At 43.3% G+C, this 16291-nt stretch carries 17 protein-coding genes; all 17 read right to left on the bottom strand.

All coding sequences use genetic code 11. The features are described from left to right. Positions 1 to 114: 114 nt before the first annotated feature. A complete protein-coding gene (locus PN466_RS09870; RefSeq protein ID WP_271939194.1) occupies positions 115 to 1632 on the bottom strand; it encodes a calcium-binding protein in 1518 nt (505 codons plus the stop codon). Between the two features lie 87 nt (positions 1633 to 1719). Continuing rightward, positions 1720 to 2469 (bottom strand): calcium-binding protein, encoded by a 750-nt coding sequence (locus tag PN466_RS09865; RefSeq protein ID WP_271939190.1) that lies wholly within the window; start codon positions 2467 to 2469, stop codon positions 1720 to 1722. A 195-nt stretch (positions 2470 to 2664) separates the two neighbouring features. Beyond that, the gene (gene acs, locus PN466_RS09860; RefSeq protein ID WP_271939188.1) at positions 2665 to 4635 is read right to left on the bottom strand and encodes an acetate--CoA ligase; all 1971 of its coding nucleotides are present in this window, start codon (positions 4633 to 4635) and stop codon (positions 2665 to 2667) included. Between the two features lie 257 nt (positions 4636 to 4892). Continuing rightward, positions 4893 to 6017, bottom strand: coding sequence for a cupin-like domain-containing protein (locus tag PN466_RS09855; RefSeq protein ID WP_271939186.1), 1125 nt, complete (start codon positions 6015 to 6017; stop codon positions 4893 to 4895). An 85-nt stretch (positions 6018 to 6102) separates the two neighbouring features. Further along, entirely contained in the window at positions 6103 to 6999 is an 897-nt protein-coding gene (locus PN466_RS09850; RefSeq protein WP_271939184.1) for a PfkB family carbohydrate kinase, read from the bottom strand. Positions 7000 to 7009: 10 nt separating this feature from the next. Next, positions 7010 to 7345, bottom strand: coding sequence for a XisI protein (locus tag PN466_RS09845; RefSeq protein WP_271939182.1), 336 nt, complete (start codon positions 7343 to 7345; stop codon positions 7010 to 7012). Further along, positions 7333 to 7752: an element excision factor XisH family protein gene (locus tag PN466_RS09840; protein WP_271939180.1), complete on the bottom strand. Its 420-nt coding sequence runs from the start codon at positions 7750 to 7752 to the stop codon at positions 7333 to 7335. Before PN466_RS09840 ends, PN466_RS09845 begins: the two co-directional genes overlap by 13 nt. A gap of 32 nt (positions 7753 to 7784) precedes the next feature. After that, positions 7785 to 8120, bottom strand: coding sequence for a XisI protein (locus tag PN466_RS09835; protein ID WP_271939178.1), 336 nt, complete (start codon positions 8118 to 8120; stop codon positions 7785 to 7787). Beyond that, complete coding sequence (locus tag PN466_RS09830; RefSeq protein WP_271939177.1) at positions 8108 to 8521, bottom strand: element excision factor XisH family protein; 414 nt, start codon at positions 8519 to 8521, stop codon at positions 8108 to 8110. The genes PN466_RS09835 and PN466_RS09830 overlap by 13 nt, the downstream gene beginning before the upstream one ends. A gap of 42 nt (positions 8522 to 8563) precedes the next feature. Continuing rightward, entirely contained in the window at positions 8564 to 9253 is a 690-nt protein-coding gene (locus PN466_RS09825) for an SDR family oxidoreductase (RefSeq protein ID WP_271939175.1), read from the bottom strand. Between the two features lie 12 nt (positions 9254 to 9265). Further along, complete coding sequence (locus PN466_RS09820) at positions 9266 to 10198, bottom strand: DUF2785 domain-containing protein (RefSeq protein WP_271939171.1); 933 nt, start codon at positions 10196 to 10198, stop codon at positions 9266 to 9268. 35 nt (positions 10199 to 10233) lie between these two features. Further along, positions 10234 to 10965 (bottom strand): class I SAM-dependent DNA methyltransferase, encoded by a 732-nt coding sequence (locus PN466_RS09815; protein WP_271939169.1) that lies wholly within the window; start codon positions 10963 to 10965, stop codon positions 10234 to 10236. 27 nt (positions 10966 to 10992) lie between these two features. Continuing rightward, positions 10993 to 11934 (bottom strand): hypothetical protein, encoded by a 942-nt coding sequence (locus PN466_RS09810; RefSeq protein ID WP_271939166.1) that lies wholly within the window; start codon positions 11932 to 11934, stop codon positions 10993 to 10995. A 17-nt stretch (positions 11935 to 11951) separates the two neighbouring features. After that, a complete protein-coding gene (locus PN466_RS09805) occupies positions 11952 to 13040 on the bottom strand; it encodes a TauD/TfdA family dioxygenase (protein WP_271939163.1) in 1089 nt (362 codons plus the stop codon). Positions 13041 to 13071: 31 nt separating this feature from the next. Further along, the gene (locus tag PN466_RS09800) at positions 13072 to 14343 is read right to left on the bottom strand and encodes an ATP-grasp domain-containing protein (RefSeq protein ID WP_271939160.1); all 1272 of its coding nucleotides are present in this window, start codon (positions 14341 to 14343) and stop codon (positions 13072 to 13074) included. 18 nt (positions 14344 to 14361) lie between these two features. Further along, complete coding sequence (locus tag PN466_RS09795) at positions 14362 to 14931, bottom strand: HD domain-containing protein (protein WP_271939157.1); 570 nt, start codon at positions 14929 to 14931, stop codon at positions 14362 to 14364. A 2-nt stretch (positions 14932 to 14933) separates the two neighbouring features. Further along, positions 14934 to 16250 (bottom strand): diaminopimelate decarboxylase family protein, encoded by a 1317-nt coding sequence (locus PN466_RS09790; protein ID WP_271939156.1) that lies wholly within the window; start codon positions 16248 to 16250, stop codon positions 14934 to 14936. Between the last annotated feature and the right edge of the window lie 41 nt (positions 16251 to 16291).

Genomic DNA, 16291 nt, shown 5'->3' with positions numbered 1-16291 from the left:
GGGCGAACGGCCGTTCGCCCCTACAACCCGGTCTCATGGTTATTAGAAATGACTGGAGATTTAGGGGGATCGAGATATACCGCTTCAGCACAAAAAGTGCTGTAACCCTTACTACTAAGGAATGGGAGGAGAAAAAACTTCAGCTCCCACTTGCATTTGAGCCGCTGACATGGAGACAAAACTACTACTGTTTAAGGCTCCAGTATAATCCACCAAAACGCCTAAACTTTGTCCGGTTGCTGCAATGCGGATTAAGGTATCGTTAGCCGAGCTACCGGCTAAATTACCACTGATGTCAAACTCTAGGGCAGAGAAAGTTAAACCATCCGTCAGACCAATCAGATCTTGCGTATTATTCCAATCGAGAATTTGATCGATTAAACCGGGATTATTAGTGGCTTCATCCGTGCGGAAAACAAAGGTATCTGCATCTGCACCACCCGTGAGTAAATCAGTTCCTAGATCGCCAATGAGCAGGTCTTGTCCTGCTCCACCATTGAGCAGATCGTTACCTTGTCCACCGCGAAGGGTATCATTGCCTGCATCCCCAGAAATTTGATCATTACCGAGATCTCCGCGCAGGAAGTCATCGCCCTCTTCACCAGAGAGAAAATCGTCATTTTGGCCGCCTAAAATGCGATCGCCTCCTGCCGCGCCCCGTAGAGTATCATTACCTTCATTCCCTAAAATCACCTCACTTAAGGATGACCCAGAAACCTGGTCATTCCCATTCAAAGCCCACACTCCGCCTGGATAGTTAATCAGGGAGTTGGTTCCCACTGTAGAACTCAGAACAATCAAATTATCAATATCAGTCCCCATCAGACGAGGAATGGCGAACCCTGAGTCAGGAGTTAACGTAGGATCGGTTGGTGTTGGAGTGGGTGTTGGAGTTGGACTTGGAGGGACTACAGGATCGGTTGGTGTGGGAGTTGGAGTTGGGGTTGGGGTTGCTGTCCCAACTTCTATAGAAGCAGAACCTAGAGAAAATGTAGAACTAGCGCGACTCGTTAGATCGCCAAAAAATATGAAATTGGAAGTGTCATAAGGATTAAACGGTAAGGGGGTAGTGATTTGATTAAAGTTATAGTTGCGAAGAGCGCCGGTTAAAATTTCCGTTCCATCGGCTGAAAGGGTATAGCTATTACCTTCGACTGCCAGCGTATAGTCAGTGGCATTTGTAGTGTCAAAATTAACAGATTCAGTCGCCGAATTAAAATCAGGTGCTGAAGCGGAAATCTTGTTGCTTTCAAAATCGATTTCAATCTCACTTTGCCCCCCATTACTGACCGCTAGGACACTAAAGCCAAATCGGTTAGGATCGGGACTATTTTCTGAATTAATCCCTACATTAAAGGATAAGGTATAGCCAGCCGTGGGATCGAGATTAGGAAAATTGGCATTAACTGGAGCCAGTTGAAACGGTTGCAGGCTAGTTGCCTGGTAATTGGTGTAACCGGCAAACCCGGTCACGCCATCTCCATTAAAATCAGTATTAAGAGTGACTCGGTTATTCGCGACTGTTTCTGTCACCGCAGGAGCAGCAGGAGGGGGAAGAATTTGTTGCAGACTCAGTTGGCCTTGTTGGGCTGGCCGAGTACCTAAAGTTCCGTTAAAAAGGGTGGTTGCCAAAGTTTGATCCTCACTAAAATGGATGGCTATGATTTAAGTTATTCCAGACTACAATAGCAGGGGTTCAATTTCCTGCTGGTCTCGAATTTACGGGATCAGAGGAAAAAAGACATTAGAACCCACTTGTAAGTCGTTTTGAGTAAGGGTCGTAAAGTTAGCTGACCCTAAACCTAGGGTGTAGTCTACAACAATACCTAAACTTTGGCCCGTTGAACCAATGATAATTAAGGTATCGTTGGCTCCTCCTCCAGCCAGGTTGCGACTGGTATCAAAGCCTAGATCGCAAGTGCATAATCCATTGGTGAGGCCAATTAAGTCTTGGGTGGGATTCCAGTCCAGGATCAGATCGACGAAATTGGGGTTAATGTTCGCTTCATCGGTACGCAAAACTAGGGTATCAAAGCCATTGCCTCCAACGAGGCTATCTACACCTAAATCTCCGATAATAAAATCTTGTCCAATTCCCCCGTCGAGGAGATCGTTACCTTGGCCTCCTCTGAGGGTGTCATTACCTGCTTCTCCGAAGAGTTGGTCGTTACCGAGGTCTCCTCGAAGCAAGTCATCTCCGTTTTCACCAAAGAGGAGATCTTCATTTTGTCCTCCTAAGAGGCGATCGCCCCCTGAACCTCCTCGCAATTGATCGTTGTTCAGGTTCCCTAAAATCACTTCACTCAGATTAGACCCAAAGATCGTGTCATTTCCCGCTAGGGCCCAGGCTCCTCCAGCATAGCCAATTAAGGAGTTCTGTCCTGGCACAGAATTTAAAACGATAAAATCATCAAAATCTGTTGCTAATTGACGGGGAGGAAAGAAGGAAAAATCAGGGGTAGTTACCATGGTTTAGGGAATAGGAAATAGAGAATAGGGCAATCGTAGGGTGGGCAGGACGTAGAAGCCATATCGTTCAATTTCAACAACGATGTCCTGCCCACCCTACCTGCTACTTTAACGATCAAGATCGTAGCCTGGGTTGTGGGCAGAAGTCATATCGTTCAATTTCAACAACAATATCCTGCCTACCATACCCTGCTATTAGGAGTCTTCGCGCAGTTTATCGAGTACACTGCGGTCTTCTAGGGTGGAGGTATCGCCAGCAATTTCTTGGCCTCCAGCGAGCGATCGCAGTAAACGACGCATAATTTTACCCGATCGCGTTTTCGGCAAAGCATCGGTAAAGCGAATTTCTCCAGGACGAGCCAGGGCCCCAATTTCACCGACTACATGCTGCTTTAACTCTTTCTCCAGGTCTTCTGAAGCACTATACGTGCCTTCTAGGGTAACAAAAGCAACGATTTCTTCCCCTTTAAGGTCATCCGGTTTACCGACTACTGCCGCCTCAGCGACCGAAGGATGGGAAACCAGAGCCGATTCAATTTCCATGGTTCCCAAACGGTGTCCAGATACATTAACCACATCATCAACTCGGCCCATCACCCAGAAATAGCCTTCCTCATCCTTACGCGCTCCATCGCCAGCAAAATAGAGATATTGGCCATCTTTGGGAGGAATATGTTCCCAATAGGTGCGTCGGAAGCGATCCGGATCGCCGTAAACGGTTCGCATCATACTCGGCCAGGGATGGCGAATCACCAAGTAGCCTCCCTGATCATCCTCAACTCGATTACCTTCTAGGTCTACGATATCGGCCAAAATGCCAGGGAAGGGGAATGCTGCCGAACCCGGTTTAGTTGGAATAGCTCCGGGCAAGGGAGTGAGCATAAATCCGCCCGTTTCTGTTTGCCACCAGGTATCGACAATGGGACAGTTTTCATGGCCGATAATGCGGTGATACCACATCCAAGCCTCTGGGTTAATGGGTTCGCCCACCGTTCCCAAAATTCGTAGGGAAGAAAGGTCACGGGCGTTGGGGTGATGTTCTCCCAGTTTAATAAAGGCGCGAATGGCAGTTGGAGCAGTATAGAAGATGGTCACGCCATATTTTTCGACTACATCCCAAAAACAACCGGGGTTAGATGCACGGGGGGCCCCTTCGTACATGAGTGTCGTGGCTCCATTGGAAAGTGGGCCGTAAACAATATAGCTGTGGCCAGTAATCCAGCCAATATCAGCCGTACACCAATAAACATCGGTTTCTTGCAGGTCGAAGGCCCATTTGAGGGTCATGTGGGTGTAGAGGTTATAACCGCCCGTGGTATGGACAACACCTTTGGGTTTGCCTGTGGTTCCGGAGGTGTAGAGGATGAAAAGCATATCTTCGCTGTCCATGGGTTCGGCTGGACAGTTAGCGGAGACTCCGGCTTGCAGGTCGTGCCACCAGTGGTCGCGCCCGGGTTCCATATGCACTTGTTGGTTGGTACGTTGGACAACAAGGACGTTATCGACGGAAGGAACGGCATTATCGGCGATCGCCTTATCGACCTGTGGTTTCAAGGAAACAATCTTATCTTTACGCCAACCACCATCGGCAGTAATGACCAGTTTAGCTTCAGCATCCAGCAGTCGGTCTTTGAGGGCTTCGGCACTGAATCCACCAAAGATGACGGTATGGGGTGCGCCAATGCGGGCACAGGCTAAAAGGGCGATCGCGGCTTCCGGAATCATGGGCATGTAGATCCCCACGCGATCGCCTTTTTGCACCCCTAACTGTTTCAATACATTAGCCATTTGGCAAACTTCTCGATGCAGTTGGGCGTAGGTCAGGGTGCGCGAATCTCCCGGTTCTCCTTCCCAGATGAGGGCAGCTTTATTTTTACGCCAGGTTTTCAAGTGGCGATCGAGGCAGTTATAAGAAATATTAATCTTTCCACCCACAAACCACTTGGCAAAGGGGGGTTCCCAGTCTAGAACTCGATCCCACTTTTCAAACCAATCTAATTCCTGTTCTGCTAGTTCGGCCCAGAAGCTTTGGGGGTCAGCTTTGGCTTTTTCGTAGAGTTGTTGGTATTCTTCCAGACTTTTGATCTGGGCATTTTGGGCAAATTCTTCTGAGGGGTGGAATTGACGTTTTTCTTTAAGGATCGATTCAATTGTTGGTTGTGACATGCTATAGAGACAATCTTAACTAAAGGTCTATCACTCTTTGTAATCCAGAATCAGCCCAATAGAGGTTGAGTTTCATTAAGCTTAAGATTTGTGCCATACCCTACCCAGGTCATCGGTTATTTCAGGTGAGTTTTAGCCCCATAAGAGAGGCTACCCCATCTGTCCTGCCTCCTTGTTTTGACTGGCAACGTTAGAGATGACACATTGTTTTGACAACAAAGATGCCGTTAAATCATGGCATTCTGAAGAAATCCCTCTCACCAGGCCTTGATATTGGGGTCTTGCCAAGTGTAACAATTGGGAAAAACAAAATTTGTGAAGGATAAGGAAATACTGGTATCGAGTGCTTTCACTTGATGCCACCAGCCTACAGGAACAAAAATAACTTCTCCCGGTTGTAAGACTTCTTCAATCATTTGCACATTCTTAAAGAGGGGATATTTCTGATAATCGGGATTCTCGCAGTCCACCTTACTAAATACTCCGACATAATTGTAAATTAGAGGAGTTTGTTGGGGAGAAATTAAGCGCCAACGTTTACGACCGTAGACTTGAGCCATCATTAAGTTGACGGGATCGTGGTGCAGGGGGGTAATGGTTCCACTGGGGCCAAACCAGAAGAACACGCGATTATGGGTTTCTTCTGGATTAAGGAGTTCGGGGAAAAAGATGATATCGTCGAGCAGTCCTTTTAATTCTTCGCGCTCTAAGTTTTGGTTATTGGCGACCATATAATAATCATTATTTTCGCCCCCATTCAAGACTTGATCGGTATAGTCTCCCAGCAAGATAGTTTTGCGATGTTTTTCACATTCAATTTCATATTCACGGTTACGGTTACGGTTAGCTTGGATTTGCACCTCAACCTGGCCATATTTTTCTTTTAAGTATTCCGGTGACCAAGTTTTCATCGCCGGCCAATCTTGCATTAAATCGGTTAAGATCACTGGGGTATTGGTGGCATAATAGCAGTCGAGAAATTCTTGTCTGGAAACGCCCGATCGCCGCTCAATCCGATTCGCCTGAGACGAAAGTGCCGCGAGTTGCTGTTGAATGGCGAGGGTTGACTCTAATTTTCGCAGCAGTTGGGCCATATTGTTCCCAACTTGATAGGATGGTTCCGCCATGACTTGATTAATGGCAATGCGGGCGATCGCCGGATCGATTCCCTGTTGTTTCATCGCCTCGATCATGGACTGTTCGGCCTTATTATGCAGTTTATTTAAGGCGATCCACCGTTTCCAGTTCTCTGGGATTTGGGGTTGACTGGGAGGGAGCTGTTCTTGAGCTTGAGGCATCCATTCTAGGTTCACCTGTTGTTGATTATTCACCGTAATCCGCAAGGGCGGTAAGGTAATGGTCATGGGTTGAGGTTCTGTCATTATTTTTCTTCGGTTACAAACAACTATTAATCACCAAAATATCGAGTGATAGCATTACAAAGGAGCAAAGCTAAAAGCCTTTTCCCTATCCCCCCATCTCCCCACCCTCACCTTTCATCCAAGCTCGTGTTCCGAACTGTTGAACTGAAGCAGAGGCAATCTGAGCCGATTGAGCCAAGGCTTCTGCAAAGTCCAATTCTAGAAAATAATAACAAAATGCACCATGGAGAATATCACCAGCGCCTAATGTATCGACTGCCCAAACTTGAGGAACCGCAATATGGCTCTGTTTCCCTTGAGTATAGTAGGCGATCGCTCCTTCTCCCTGGGTAATGGCAATTTGAGGAATGCCTAAATCGACTAAATAAGCCATCACTTGTTCGTGGGTGTCACATCCAGGGGGATAGAAATTCGCTGAGGTGATAACCGTATCGGCTAACGCCAAAACTCCTTCAAATCCAGGTTTCCAACTGCCTCCATCGATAATAATGGGAATTTTCCGAGCCTTAGCTATCTGAGCCAATTCTTGACCGATCGCCATTTGATGACCATCGATTAACAGAACCTGTATATTGTCTAACAGAGCGCTAAACTCTGGATTCCAGACTCCTTGTGCATGAGTTGCATTAATCGAAATGACGGCGCGATCGCCTCCCGGTTGAGTCACTAAAATCGAAGAAACGGGTGGAGGATCGATCCGTTTCGGGTCAAGATCGATGCAGTGAACCCCATAAACCTCTAAATCTGTCCGAATGAGACGACTGAGGGGATGATTCCCCACACTGGTGAGGAGCTGGGTTGAGCCGCTATTTTTGTGTAAGCGCCGCAAATACTCGAAGGCGATCGCCGCATTCGTCGCCGGGCCACCCGCCGCCACGGTATAATCAAGGGCGACCTGTTTCTCATTCACCTGGGGAATTTGGGGCGTTAGATAGAGCAAGTCTAACGTCGCTAATCCTACAAAGAGAGCAGATTTTTCCATATTGAGAATTTTAGGCGATCGCAAATCCAGTATGGGGGCGAATGTCTGGCGGGTGAAAACCTAAAACAATATCCGATTTCGGCACACCCGCTTTCAATAATTTCTCCGTAATGCTATCTTCAATCCCATCGCGATGAATCCAGATTTTACCCTCAATAATCTGGGCATGGGTAATCATACCATGAACGCGATGTTTTCCATCCCAACCGATAATCACCAACATAAAGTGATGGTTCGTCCAATCAGCAATCACATGGCTCTTAATGTCACCATGGCTATAAGGAATTTGGGCATAATAATCCAGAATTTTTTGGAGCAGTTGACCATATTCATTTACTCTATCCATTGGCTAATCTCCTGTGATGTTCGATCAAACGTCAACACTTTAACTTGATTGGTACGAATGGCAATTTGAGCTATTCTTTCGTCAAAAAAATCAAAATAAACTAAATCAGGAACTGCTAAATACAACTTACGGTCTTGATGAAGAGGTGATTCTTGCATTAAGCTTCTGTAAAGCACATATTGACCCAAAGCATTTTCTAAATCTTGTACAGGAGATGGACGAATAAAACTTTTGACCTCTACAGCAATTCGTTGGTTATCTTTTTCGGCAGCTAACAGCTTCTCTGCCCCCAGATCGACATAAACCGTTCGGCTTCCGACGGCTAAGGAGAGTGGATCGTTGGTAATTTTCCAGCCATCTTTGATTAAAGCCGTTTTGACCGTTTCATGATAGATATCTTTCGCCATTTCTATTTTAATGATAGAGTATCAACTCTTGATCAAGATATCCCATAACCCGTATACGGGCGAACTTCTGGAGGCTGGAAGCCTAAAACAATATCCGATTTCGGTACACCTGCTTCTAATAACTCTTCCGTTACCCCATCTTCAATACCATCGCGCTGAATCCAAATTTTACCGTCAACAATCTGAACATGAGTAATACAACCATGGACGCGACGTTTTTGCTGCCAACCCACATCAAACAACAAAAAGTGATTGCGCTCTTGATCGATAATCAGATGCTCATCAATTTCTCCATAGGAGTAAGGCATATCAACATGTCGTCTGAGAATTTTTTCAATGGTTTCGCGATAAAATTTTACTTTATCCATTGAACAACCTCCTCTAGTTCAGAATCAAAAGTTAGAATTTGAATATGATTGAGTTCTATGATTAATTTAGGTAACTCTTCAGTTAAAAAATCATCAAATACAGTTTGAGGAACAGTGAGATACAATTTTCGATTCAGTTCGAGTTTTTCTAAAACTTGAGAATAAAGAATATATTGACCTAATGCCTGTTCTAAATCTTTGATGGGAGAAGCATTTAAAAAGCTTTTGACTTCTAGGGCAATACGCTGTCCTTGTTTTTCGGCTGCTAACAGTTTTTCGGCTCCCAGATCGACATAGGTCATCCGCCCGCCAAACTTTAATCGGAGGGGATCGTCTGTAATCGTCCAACCATCTTTGATTAAAGCTGTTTTGACTGTTTCATGATAGATGTCTTTTGCCATTTCTATTTTAATGATAGAAAGCGATCTTAAATCAAGATACTATTATCCCGTTGGAATAGATAAGGGCTTGCCATTATCACTCGCTCCAATTTGCAGCAAGAACGGTACAGCAATCTGTGCCCATGTTTGAGGAGAAATATAACCAGCCGCTTTTTCTGCTCCATAAATATATTCTAAGGTATCGGTATGGATAGTTCCCGGCCACAGGGAAACGGCTGCCATTCCTGAAGGTAATTCTTGGGCTAATGCTCCAGTCAATCCTTCGATCGCCCATTTACTGGCACAATAGGGAGCAGCATTGGCTGCCGTGTAGCGACCCCAACCAGCGCTAAAGTTAACAATTACACCCCGTTTTTGAGCGACCATTGCCGGGACGAAATGGCGAATGATGTTAGCAACACCTTTTATATTAACATCGATCGTGCGATCGAATTCTTCTGTGGAAATCTCCCAGAGCGGAATGCGCGGGTGGGGAACCGCAGCACTGTTAATGAGTAAATCTGGTGGCTCGTATTCAGATAAAATCCTTTGACTCCAGGTGTTAATTCCCAGATCGTCCGTTACATCCACCGCCATAAAATTATGGGGTTTGCTAAAATTCTGATTAAGTTCCTCAACGATCTTCTGATTGCGAGCGCAACCCATAACCGTATGTCCTAACTGGATAAATTGCTCGGCCATAGCTCGACCGAGACCTCGACTCACTCCAGTAATTAGAATGATTTTAGACATAAAATACTATAGTTAGGGATTAACAAAGAATCCTTGAGTGGTATTATAAAAACCAGCATCAATAAATTCCAAAGCACGGCCGATTTGGTGTTGCACCGTTTGCTGTCTTTCGGTCGCCATTTCTTGGTTTTGCCACTGGAAATAGAAGGCACGAAGGAAGTTTTGCAGATTTCGATAAGCACAGAGTTTTTCGATCGGATCGGTGAGGATTTTTCGCCAAGGATACCTCTCAAAGTCATCCCAAACAAAACGACCGGATGGACGACGAAGATCGGGTTCAATGGATCTCCTGAGCCAATCATTAATTTGCGCTATTGTCAATTGATTCCGTTGGCAAATACTGACGGCAGCTCTAGCGAGCCTCTCTTCTTCGGAATGGAGGTAAACCGATGCCATGAGGTGTCGCAATTTGCTACTTATTCCGTCTAAAAGCTGGATGAGATCGGATTCGTTAAGATAAGGATTTCGACCCAGAACGACCAAAGAATCAGCTACATGGGCAATTCCATGGGCCCATCCTTTTTGATCGCAGACATAGCCTCTTAAATCTTGCTCTTGTTGCAGATATTCTAAATAGAGTGCCATGCGATCGCGGATTTCTGGCTCGTCTAAGTAAGGATGCTGGCGATCGAAGTCGGTTAAGTCATTTAAGAGCAAAATTGAATAAGTTCGCAAAAATACGCGATCGCTTTCGGCTTCACCCAGACCGATCTTAATATTACGTTTAGCCTGTTCTGCCAGCTCCAGCAGCTCTGCATCGCTATAGTAGGTGCAATCGTGCCATCCCCATATCCAGGCGCTCAACGTCATATAGCTGCGATCGCGCAATTCCCAGGTTACTTCCCCCAAATTCGCCATCAGCTTAGGGGTTAGTTCAGCAACCTGATGGCGATCGGGGATAGCAAATCGGTTCTCGATAATTGATTTTAAAAACTCTGCATCCATCTAACTTTCTAGCTTAACTCAGTGGGATAATTTTGTTATTTTTTTGCTAAAATCGCCACATATTCCAGAGATTTACCGTTAAAAAAACAGCGATGAATATAGGTTTGAGTCGCCTGCACGTTTAAGTAACCTTTTTCCACTGACTGACGGTAAAACTTGACAAACTCAGGACAATCATCCTTGCATTCGTAACTCGATTTTGCCACATTAAACAATACCCAGCCTTGATTCTTGATTAAGTTCATCCCCGTAATAAAAGCTTTGACCGGAATATGTCCATCACTCAATGCCGAACAACACACAAAACCATTTAACTTTTTCTCCCCTAGAAGCTTGCGAGTTGACTGTGATAATTCAGTCATATCTTCCACAAAGTACTCTTCATAGACTCCCGGATAATCTCTTCGACAAGCTTCAGCCGCTTCAGGCACAATATCAATCCCAATAATAGATGTCACTCCAAGCTTAGTAACCGCTTGACCAAATAATCCACTACCAGCACCGAGTTCTAATAGTTTTAATTCCTGAATCGACTCACCGCTCTCTTGTACATTTTCCGTTAATAAAGTAGTCATCACTTCAGGAGAGCGATAGGCAAGTTTCTCTAACGCCAAATAGTTATAAAGCCCAGGAATCCGATAAACTTCTGCATAATCATGGAGCTTTAAGCGCCGCTCTTGACCATTTTCCGTAATAAAAAAATATTCCTCATTAATGGGTAAATCTTTGATATTATCCGGTAAGCGAACTTGAAAATTAGTTGACATTTTTCTGTTTTTTAATATGATATTGGTTTAAGGGGCAATACAGAAATCACTATACCAATAGCTCATGGGCTTAAACCAAAAATTCTTGGCATAACCTTCACTAACAGCTTCACTACTTTCTCGATACAGCAGAGATGGAGAATTATCAACGACATAAAATGTATGTCCTTGCTCATCTTGATAGATTGGATCTTCAATTTTAGTTGCGCGAGTCCCTTGAATGGCTCTACCTGTATCGGCTGCCGCATCAATAATCCAACCCGTAGATCTCATCAAATCTAGCATCTCCAAAGTGACAATAGGTGCATCTCCCTGACTAATTTCCACTGTATTGATAAAAATATCATAATCTTGAAATTCTTGCTGTACTAGATCGATAGTACTTCGGCGACGCAATAAAGGATCGATTCCTTGACTGGCTAAAAATTTCAAAACACCATAAGCCACATTGCCTCCACCGAATACAGCAACTCGATCGTTTTGAGTAATCCCCCCACGCAACACCGTCGCTTGCATCATGGAAGCGTAACCTGCTATTACACTATTCTTATGAGTAATATCCCTAGGAATATTTAGTGTTTCTATTTGTCGTTGAGTTACCCGAGTTGAAATGCGGTTTGTCACATCAAACAGTTGGATATTTTTCGGTTCAGCGCAATGTTCCCTAAAATGTCTTCCTGATGCACCAAAGGGATGAATCCAACCGACCAGAGTTTGATTCTGTCTAAAATATTGATAATCTTGGGGTTGGGGAACTTTAATACAGTAAATGACATCTGCCCAAGCAAAGAGACTTTCACGAGAATAACCCGCACCTTCTCCATAAGCTTCATCAGAAATGCCTAAACTTTTCCCGTAGTCTCTCTCAAATCTGCGTTCATCTTCTCGACTACAATGATAGAGATGTTGTGGTAACAAACCGACTCTTTTCTCATTCAAAAATCTGGGTTTAATATAGGCGATTTTCATCAGTTATTCTCCAATAATTAAATTTTGTAATTCTGAAACATCTTCCTGCCCACAAAGAAGTGCCAATCCAGATAACCTGAACTGAGCTTGCGATTTCCAAGAGCGGGATCAAAAGCAGTTCTTCCATGCAGGACTCTAAAATTTTGGAAGAGCAGACAGTTATGGGGTTGCAACTGAAACTGATATTGATAATCCGGTTTTTTTAGATAGCGAAAAAAAGTATGATATGCTTGATATAAATGTTCTAATTCCTCAAAGAGTAAATGAGGTCTACAGTTCCTTTTGCTAAAACGTACAGTAGTCAATTTTCCTTCTCTATCGCATTCCAAGATCGTTGCAGTATTGCAAAACTGATATTGATGCATTTTGTCTAGTAACCAAAATTGTACCGGAGTTTCCACCAAAATTTGAAAATATTGGGGATGATCTTGGCGAAAGTCTTCAGCAACCCGAAAACCGTCTACTAATATAGAGTAACCACCTGGATTTTGATGGTCTACACAATAGAGAAATTGAGCCAAGTGATGCCCTCCCCAGTAACTCAGATCGTTATGAGGGGGTAAAGCACATCCATCGCTCAAAGGTAAGGAATTTTTAGCTCTATCTCTGGTTTCCAGGGGCATGATTTTGCCATAATCGGCATTGTAAATGGGACCGATAGATGACAGAAAGGATTCCAATTCGTCAGGGGCAATATTTTCGAGAATGACGAATCCTAAGCGAAATAACGGCTCCATCCAACTCTCATTATTGATCTTCAGCGCATCATAGGTTTGCGGCGATCGCAATTCTAGTTTGGCTCGATCCCATAAAATGGTGTTATCTGAATCGACTTCCGGTTGAGGATCGTAACTATGGTCGAGCAACCACTCCACAGAAAATACGCTACGATGGGCAGGGGTTTCATCCCAGTCAATGATTAAGGTATCCTCGTTTAAATCTACGGATAGAGGTTGCGGGTTTTCTGGGCGATCGCTAATATTAGGGTCGTAGAGTTGTTGATAAGGAGCAGCATAGCGACAACTGGGGCAATTTTCTCGCAGCCAGATATAGTGAAAACGTTTATTTTTGACGGTAATAAAAGATTGGGTTTGAATGGCAGTCATAAAAATTCACTTCAGCTCAGGTTAATCTAGATTAATTCCAAGGGGAAAATTCGGGTTGTTTCAAAAGTTGTCGTCTTACTCGATCGGCTTGTTCATGTATTTCTGCATAACTGTTTCCGACTAAATTGAGGGCGGCTATAGTTAAACCACTAGAACTTGTTTCAGTTATTTCCTCTTCGGGATTTAACCTAACTTCTAGGTCAGAAAATTGATGGGCTAATTCAAAATCAAATATATCTTTAGCAATGCCTTTAGCAAACGTAGTTATATAAAATATCCCTCCCACTAATCCGTTGAGAGTCGGCGTTTTGGGTCTAGAACCCATGGCAATTGAAATGAGCGCAGTATAAGGATCACCTTGATTTAAACACTGACGATATAGAGCGGCAGATATCGGTATCATCCGTCCATTAATTTCCATGAGTTTTATTGTTCCTCGATCGCTGACGAAAAATTCTACGTCAATAAATTGATTGTCAAAGCCATACTCGATTAATTGTTGTACAATGTTCCGATACTCTCGAAATAGATTATCTTGAATCGTCAGAGGTAAACTAGAAGGAAAGGTATAATCGGCAAAACATTCGGGTTGTCTTGAATAGTAATGACTGTCAGAAATTCCCCAAATTAATAGTTCTCCATTGCTCACGCATCCATCGACGCAACATTTATAGGGATAGTCAACATATTCTTCAAGTAAGATTGGATTTCTATTAATGAGTGGATATTGATCTGAATCTAAATAAAGGGCTAAAAACTTTTGTAAGTCATGGATTCTTTCTACTACATAATCCTGGTAAAATCCAATGGCAGTTTTAGCTTCTTGAATCTTAGAAACTTTGAGGATTGCTGATGAGCAAGCCCCGGTGCAAGGTTTGACGATCCAAGGAAATGGTAGTTCTATTTCTCGAATATATTCAGAGATATTTTTTTCTTTTTCTAATAAACAAATTGTATATTGACTAGATGGGGAATTAATTGTTTTATGGGTGTAATATTTGTGCAAGCATAAAAAAGAGGATTCGACACTCGGGCCGCGCAAGTGTTCAAATTCCTGGCTCAGTTGTGCTTGGAATAAACTGGGAATATCACGAGTCGCTAATAGGACTTTAATATTGTGCTGTTGAATATATTGACGGCACTTTTCTAAGTATTGTATGGCATCAAAGTTTTGACTAAAACCGCTTAATTCTAAGGGCGCATCCAGAAAATGAAATTCATACTTTTCTGCTTCGGGTATGGTTTGACAGTTGAAGTAATCTATGGGTCTAGGACAGATAACTAAGATGGGAATAGGTTCCATAATATTGTTATCGGTTTTCTACTCTTCAAGATAAGGACTGTGATGGCGAGGTTGGGCGAAAATTTTGTAAACGATGGGTTCAAAGAACTCTAAAGGGAGTGTATCATAATTGGGATCAAAACTATTTTGGTCGTAGTTATGACAAAAATCGATCGTAGCTTGATAGTAGGGATGTTGGCGATATTTTTCCCTAGTATAACGGTCTAAACCTCGATGATGTCCCCAGTAATATTTGACAAATATATCGTGATGTTCTACTATCCAACACGTTTTTTCAGAAACATAAGGTTGAAGAATAGCAGCCGCTAGTACAGCATGGTTGTAAGGGGCTAAAGTTCCCCCTATATCATGAATTAATGCTGCAACTATCGTTTCTTCGTTTTCGTTATTGCGATAGGCTCTAGTCGCCGTTTGCAAAGAATGTTCGTACCGGGAAATTTGATAACCTTCATAAGCGGTATTCAATTCTCTTAAGCTATCTAAAATGCGTTGGGGTAAGTTGGAGGTATATTCTTCAAAACTTTCACATAATAAATCGTAATCTTCTCCATCGCCATGTTCCATCGCGGTAAATTTAACGTGTTTCATGGTTAATTGGAGTTCAATAAGGGCAATTTTTGATTGCAGAAAAAATCTTCTATTTTTCCTTTTTCGCGAATAAGGTGCATTGCTCCGTGACTATAAGCGACTTCTGCTGGATAGTTGTGGAGGGCAAAGTTGGTCAGGCTATGATTAAAGCCATAGGCTCCACAGTTATAGATGACCAGGCGATCGCCGATTCCTATATCTTCTGGAACCTCAACATCCTCAACCATAATATCTAACGGGGTCGGTAGCTTTCCTCCCAAGGTGGCTTTCAGAGTCTTACTGTTATGCTTTCCCACCACTTGCATATATTTGCTTGCTGGCTTCATAGAGAGTCTTAACAGTTGGTGGACTCCACCATCGAGAATGATGAATTTTTGACCTTGAGATTCTTTGAGATCAACGACTTCAGTGATATAACACCCTGCTTCTCCAACTAGGTAACGTCCCATTTCTACCACACATTGGTATGGATAGGAATTGTTGTCAAAAATTTGTTGTAATTCTTGACCAAAAGAGGGCATATCAAATTCAGGATCGACCCAATTGTAGGGTATGCCAATGCCTCCGCCAAAATCAATAACTGAAATGGCATGGCCTTGGTCGTTGAGGCGGTTTGCGATCGCGATCGTATTCTTCCAAGAAGCCAGTAATTGCGTATAGTCGAGAACGTTACTTTCCGTAAAAATATGAATCCCTTTTAAGTTCAAATGGGGATAATCCGCGATCGCCATCATTGCTTCTGGAGCTTGAGCTTCATCCACCCCAAATTTACTGGCGCTAGTGGCGATGGTTTGAATTTTCAAATTTTGTGGCAAATTCTTACTATCATTCTCCCCACAACTCGTCCCTTTTTCACGTATTTCGCAACTCTGACTGGTTCGATATAAGGGATTAATCCGAATCAAAACATCTTGTTTTCTTCCTTCTTCCTCTGCAAAATCATTTAATCGACGAGCTTCGTTAACGGACTCTAGCACAATCGTGTCAATCCTCGCTTCTACTGCCGCTCTTAGTTCTGAGTTCGTTTTTCCTGGCCCTGTAAACGTAATCTGTTCCGGAGAAAACCCGGCTTTAAGGGCTGCATTTAACTCTCCGATTGAACTGATATCTACCCCTGCTCCTAACTGGGCAAATTGGTGGCAAATGCTTAAATTACTATTGGCTTTCAGGGTATAGAGAACGGTAAAGTTTGCAGGCAGACCTGATATGAGTTTACTGTATTGGTGTTCTATTTTGTTAAAATCATACAAATATAAAGGGGTTCCATAATCTTCAAGCACTGCCTTAATTTCTAAAGGAGAAAGCAAACCTCTATTCACGATTGATTTTTCCTCTAAAATATAATTTTCGACTCATCTTA

Source organism: Roseofilum reptotaenium CS-1145, assembly GCF_028330985.1.
In the GTDB taxonomy this organism is placed as follows: Bacteria; Cyanobacteriota; Cyanobacteriia; order Cyanobacteriales; family Desertifilaceae; genus Roseofilum; species Roseofilum reptotaenium.
Note: the sequence above shows the minus strand (reverse complement) of the source record. Positions and strands in the feature narration are given on the sequence as shown.